Annotated in this window: 5 protein-coding genes and 2 pseudogenes; 2 read left to right on the forward strand and 5 right to left on the reverse strand. The window is 47.7% G+C overall.

What is annotated here, in order from left to right:
- The 3 genes and pseudogenes from RMO35_RS15080 to RMO35_RS15090 all read right to left on the reverse strand — a co-directional run.
- A pseudogene (locus RMO35_RS15080) lies at positions 1 to 1,640 on the reverse strand (helicase); the annotation flags it as partial.
- Between the two features lie 263 nt (positions 1,641 to 1,903).
- Complete coding sequence (locus RMO35_RS15085) at positions 1,904 to 2,677, reverse strand: HIRAN domain-containing protein (protein ID WP_309742149.1); 774 nt, start codon at positions 2,675 to 2,677, stop codon at positions 1,904 to 1,906.
- Positions 2,674 to 3,186 carry a hypothetical protein gene (locus tag RMO35_RS15090; RefSeq protein ID WP_309742150.1) on the reverse strand — a complete coding sequence of 171 codons (513 nt, stop codon included), beginning with the start codon at positions 3,184 to 3,186 and terminating at the stop codon, positions 2,674 to 2,676. The genes RMO35_RS15085 and RMO35_RS15090 overlap by 4 nt, the downstream gene beginning before the upstream one ends.
- A 147-nt stretch (positions 3,187 to 3,333) precedes the next feature.
- On the opposite strand from RMO35_RS15090, the gene RMO35_RS15095 reads away from it, so the two are divergent.
- Both RMO35_RS15095 and RMO35_RS15100 read left to right on the forward strand, forming a co-directional pair.
- Positions 3,334 to 3,690, forward strand: coding sequence for a type II toxin-antitoxin system RelE/ParE family toxin (locus RMO35_RS15095; RefSeq protein ID WP_309742151.1), 357 nt, complete (start codon positions 3,334 to 3,336; stop codon positions 3,688 to 3,690).
- Positions 3,680 to 3,973 (forward strand): helix-turn-helix transcriptional regulator, encoded by a 294-nt coding sequence (locus tag RMO35_RS15100; protein WP_309742152.1) that lies wholly within the window; start codon positions 3,680 to 3,682, stop codon positions 3,971 to 3,973. Before RMO35_RS15095 ends, RMO35_RS15100 begins: the two co-directional genes overlap by 11 nt.
- Before the next feature lie 167 nt (positions 3,974 to 4,140).
- Here RMO35_RS15100 and RMO35_RS15105 read toward each other — a convergent pair whose 3' ends face one another.
- Positions 4,141 to 5,226 carry a type IIL restriction-modification enzyme MmeI gene (locus RMO35_RS15105; RefSeq protein ID WP_309742153.1) on the reverse strand — a complete coding sequence of 362 codons (1,086 nt, stop codon included), beginning with the start codon at positions 5,224 to 5,226 and terminating at the stop codon, positions 4,141 to 4,143.
- A 173-nt stretch (positions 5,227 to 5,399) separates the two neighbouring features.
- Positions 5,400 to 5,684 (reverse strand): annotated as a pseudogene (locus RMO35_RS15110) (DUF5615 family PIN-like protein); the annotation flags it as partial.
- Positions 5,685 to 5,799: the final 115 nt, after the last annotated feature.

Genomic DNA, 5,799 nt, shown 5'->3' on the forward strand with positions numbered 1-5,799 from the left:
CCACTTTGATAATCGATTGTCTTTTGACGGGCGGTGTGGTCTTTTTTATCGCCATGTTTGCCCATTTCATTCGGTGTAGCAGCGGAACCCACCCACAGCCCGATTTCAAATGGCCAGACTCCCAACTTGGCAGGGTCTTTACTGCGTTCTAGTTCGAGGGCACAAACTAGGGTGGCAGCGCGACTGAGTTGGTCGAGGGTGAGGAGACGGAGAGTATAACGCATCAGGACACTCATTCCTGCCCCGTCAATGCCTGGATTCCGTAGGCGACGGAGGACAAGGGTAAAAGCAGCTAATCCCAGGTAGGCTTCGGTTTTACCGCCACCTGTGGGGAAGAAGAGTAAATCGACGATTTCCCGATCGTTACTAGTTGGTTGAGCGATACCGATTAGGTTCATCAATAGGAACGCTAGCTGAAATGGTCGCCATGTGGGGGCTTTCACCTTCACATCTACTGGAGATAGATCGGTATTGTGAATACTCCGCTGGCGAAGGGCGATGGAACTCGATCGATTTGCCATCCGAAAAGTTGTCAAAACATCAGGCTCGTCTAAAGCTTGCAAGCCAGCAGCGATCCGCTGATTGACGATGGTGGCGCGGCGCAGCAGTTCCGCCGCAGTTTCCGCACGGGAAGAATCGGCAAGTTGGATCGTCGATTGCTGTGCGATCCAATCGGTGTAAACTTGCACCATCGGACTAATGAGAGTGCGAATCGATTCAGCCGTCTCAGCATCAGCGATCTTTTCCATCCCCAGTTCGACGGTGGGTAAGTCGGTAGCAATTACCTTTTCAACTTCGGCTGTGGGAATCCAGGCGGTACAGATCTGAGTGCAATGGCTCCGAGCGTCGGGAAAGGCTAGAGCCGACACATTATGCCCGCAAGCAAATTCATAATCATCGCGATATTGTAAGTCGGCAATCCGCTCATCGTCATCTTCAATTTGTCGATCGCGCAAATCGGGGCGAGGAATGAAACCATCGCGATTGTGGATGGTGAGTTGAGCCTGAAAAATGAAACCTGTATCTTTCTCACAATCAGGTTTAGGGCGACGATGGTTGATGAGAAAGATCGAAATTGCTCTAGTGCCAGCAGGTAGCTTGGTAGTGCCGTTAACGGGACGATTGGAGATGGCGAGTTTAAGTCCGTCGCTATGGGGAACGTCGAGAGTAATGGGCTTGGGAGAGTCGGTAAGAGTAACGCTCAGACGCTGTAATTGTCGCTGACGTTGCCATCTGTCGGTTTTCGCTTTATTTTCGCTCTTGCCGTCTGATTTAAGGGGTAGATAGTCGCCCCAATATACTTCTAGATCCACACTGGTAGTCTTGTCACCAATCAGGAAGCTAAGTCCGATCGATGAAGGAAAGAGAGCCTTTCTCGCGGATGCAGTTTCCGGTGTATTTTCGTCTTCACTGGATCTACTTGTGGGAGCGTCTAATTCGAGTCCTTCGTCGGCAGTATCACCGCTCCGATCTTGGACGCTGGCTTCATAGGGCACCAAAAATCCGGTCAGATACCATTTGCTCGGAGCTTGGGAGATGATTTCAGATTGGTAATGGTCGTCAGCAGTGGCATCGGGGCCAACGAGATCGAGGCTGAGGGCTTCAACGAGTTTTTGGCGAACGGCTGCTGATGTGGTCATGTAGCGAGGTTGTAGAGCATTCCTCCGTATTATTCCCTAGAATGGTGCGGTATCCACCGTGAAGTTTGAGATTAAGCCCCCCAGCCCCCAATTCTGGGGGAGCAATTTTCTGGAAGTCCCCCAGAATTGGGGGATTTAGCGGATGCAATCACGCGGAGGTTCCCTCTGCATGTGTTGCACCAAGCAGCGACTCGCGCTCTGGAGGAAACCTCCAGATTGAGCGAGACAAGACAGGGGGCTATCCTCACTAGAGAATCGTGTTTTTAGCAGCATTCAGCTAGTGTAGGTGCAGGGACGATCGATTGATATTCATCGCCAGAGAATGGCTGAAATTCCTGTGTCCATTTGGCGGTTAGTTTGCACAGCAATCGAAATTGGAGTGGCGTTGGTGCCGGATTGACTTTTTCGACTACTACTTTCACTGCTTGGGGCTGTTTGCCAACTAGTTGGAAAAAGTCTTTGACCAAATAGCGCGGACAGAAACCAATATTGTGTAGATCGATCGTCCGCAGCATTAAGGCGTTAGCATCATACTCATTTTGAATGTCGTGCATCAGCATTAATTCTTCACCAATGGTACATTCGGCTGCCCGCTGTTGGGCGGATGCGGGATAGTGTCTGAGTCCGTGGGTGAAAAAGTGAATTTCGTATTCTCCAGCGACGTTGCGCTCTGGCATTGAGAAGACTTCTAGGCTGTCGGTGACTCGTTTTCCGCCACTACGACCGAGGAGGGTAATCGGATCGACAGAGGCAGGATTGCCGTTTGAGTCGAGATTTAGCCAGTCGATGAATTCTGGATATTCGGGGCGCGATTTATTGAGGAGACGGTTGGCGAATGGCCAGAAAAGTTCGATCGAGGTGTATGTTTGATAGAAGTCTGGGAATGCTAACAAGGGACGAAAATTAGCTTGTTCTTGGGCTTGGAGTGCGCCCTGAATATAGACAAAACAATATCTCTGACCATCATGAGTCAGTTTGCCAATTGGGAACCAGGCACGGGAAACGGCATTTTGCCAAGTGAGGAAAAGAGTTTTCATGGTAATTCCTCTTGAAGAGCTAGTAATCGATCTTTGTTAAATGCCAGAATCCCAGCGGCAAACTCTTTGGCTGATGGAGACATTCGATCTGCGGGGACTCTGGCTAATAAGCTTTCGACCCACTCTGATGATATGCCAGAGAGTTGTATTAACCAAGCTCTAGCGGCTTGGGGATAGGATTTAGCGGCAGTTTGAAACGTCGCTAGAGTTGTTAAAGATTTGCTATCGCTTGCTTGGGCATAAAAAGCTGAGTAGTTCTTCTTTAAGTATGCCCCAACGGTTTTATTCTGGAGACGTTCTTGCCGTTTGGCATCTGATAATTCTCGTCCCAGGCTGGAAGCATGGTCGTAGGTAGGTGCGAGATGGATGGTTCGATCGATCGTGCTGACTAGCCCCCAGTTTTCATGGTGCCTGTCCCCATTGCCAATCCAAGCATCGAGTAGCAAGTAACCAACAAAAGTATCGACAGCACTCGATCTTGATGTTGGTGGTTTCCAGTTTAGGGGCATCTGAGTATTATTGATAATAATTGCTTGGAACACTACATCTAACGTATGTTGAGAGACGTTGTATATTTCCTGACGCGGATAGCTAGAGACAATTTTTCGTTGGTGTAGCCTTGCCGGATCGTACCATTTTTGATACGATGTGAGTTAATGGACGAAAAAATATTGCCTGCGTGTTTTTATCAAAATAGTCTTGGTAGTGAGCCTGTCAGGGATTGGGTGAAAGACTTAGACAAAGAAGACCGCCTCGTTATTGGTTCTGATATCAAAACTGTTGAGTTCGGATGGCCGATTGGGATGCCTACTTGCAAACCAGTGGGGAAAGGCTTGTATGAGGTGAGATCTAATTTATCGAGTAATCGCATTGCTCGTGTCATCTTCTGTATCTACGATGGACGGATGGTGCTGTTACACGCATTTATCAAGAAAACTCAGAAGACACCCAAACAAGATCTTGAATTAGCTCTAGACCGCAAATCAAAATTAGAGGCAACAAATGACAAATAATAATCCCCATATCGGTTCTTCTTTCGATGACTTTTTGGATGAGGAAAATTTACTAGTTGAAGCTAATGAAATTGCAATAAAAAGAGTAATTGCTTGGCAATTGCAGCAGGAAATTGAATCTAAACACATGACTAAAACTAGTGTCGCTAAGGCAATGGGTACTAGCCGCGCTGCTGTAGATCGGTTATTAGATCCAGACAATACTTCAGTAACTCTTAATACGCTGAGTAAAGCCGCTCGAATTCTTGGTAAGAGAATCGAGATCGAGCTTGTAGAAGCATAAAGATCCGAAAAGAATCAATAACTGGAAATTCATCCGTCATAGTTAACTTCGTCAATGGTAATGCGCCCCCTAAATCCCCCAAGTTTGGGGGACTTTCCGATCGGGGTTCCCCAGCATTGAGTGACTGCCGATCCGGTTCCCCCAGCATTTGGGGCTAGGGGGCACTTCTAAAACATATCCAACTGCTCAACATCCGGCGGAATCAGATTGAGCTGCTTCTCCATCGTCACACCCTTGAGCTTCTTCGTCGCACCTTTCGCTTTAGACTTACCTGCCTTCTTCTTAGCCTGCTCACCACCCAAAATTTCCGCTTCATGACGTTGCTGATTGAGTTCTAGCAGACGGGCGAGGACTTCATCGTGGGTGGCTTCTGGCCAGCGGTATCGCCAGGGCTTTTTGCGCTGACGCTTGCCTTCTGTGGGCTGGGTGTCTGATGGTTCTTCGTCTTCGTAGTCGAGGCGGAATTCGCAGGTGGTGGAGATGTCTGTCCAACCGTAGGCGGTGAGGACGGCGGTGTCCATTTGGGTGTGGAGTTGGCGCAGTTTGAGGATGTCTGCATCGTCTTCTTCTGGGTCGTGGAATCGGTTGTAGGTGGCGGTGAGTCCTTGGTCATTGCGAATCATCAGGGCGGCGCGGAATTCGTAGTATTCTTGCCCGATCGATTCTAGTTCGCGGTTGGTTTCCCAGTTTGCGGGGAAGGGGAACGTATGAAAACAATCGGAGGGAGTGTAACGGAGGTCATCTTTCATTGATGAGCCGAAGAACCGTGCCCAAAGTTCGTGAATTCGAGATTGGATTGTGCAAAAAGCAGGATATTGATTGAGAGCAAAGACTACCAGAGCTTCTGAGAAAACAATATTTGATGGCATAAGAGCCACTGACCATTGTGGTTGATGACGCGCAACAACTAAAGCCCAATCGAGTGATTCGATCGCCCTATTCATCTCAGATCGAGGTCTTAGAAACTGCCACCATTTTTCTTGCCCACCTCGATCTTTTTGCTTCATCCGTTCAGACTTAACTTTCTCTTCGACAATCGCCATTAAATCCGACCACTCACGGGCTTCTGTCTGGCTCATATCACCAAAATTGATCGCATATCGATCGTGAGCATGAGTAGGACTAGAATTCACTTCTTCACCGCCAATGTAGGGAAAGATTCGCTCTTGGTTGCGAGGATATTGTTCGATTAATTGGTGCATTTCAGCAATAGGAGTTGCATCGAAATTGCTATCATCAAATGTGAATCCCATTCCCAGGACATAGCTACCAATAAAACTTTTCCCCTCATTAGCAATCAGCTTTTGAGGATCGTTATTGCCGCCAGCATGAAATAGAAAAGCGGTGATTTTCTCGACAGGCTTACCATCGAGTAGGATCGGAACATTTCTCAGAAAATCTTTTAGTTCGGCTGGCTGGAGCCGATTTAATTTTGCTTAAGAACTCGGAATAACCGATTTTCAAGTGTAGCCTGCACACTTAATTTCTCATGAATTATCTGAGCTTGGTGTAGACGATCGCGATCGTCCTTACAAATAACAATGCCTTTATGTTCGATCCCACTGCGGTGTAAGACAATGAAGTCATTACGGTTAAACGTGATAATGCAACGATTGTCTGCTGTTGCTGTTTCAAGAACCTGTTCATCAGGAATCCGTTGATTGGCATTACCTGCCTCATAAGAAGTCAATACGTCATGACCTAACCGGTAGAGTCGAGAGAGGCTATTAAGCCTCGTCCCTCTCTGTTAGATCCGTACGTGAAAGTTTCCCCTCATACGGCTCCCGATATTCTTTAACTTATGTTATTGCTCATGTGGAGATAAT

This window comes from Chamaesiphon sp. OTE_20_metabat_361, from assembly GCF_031364565.1.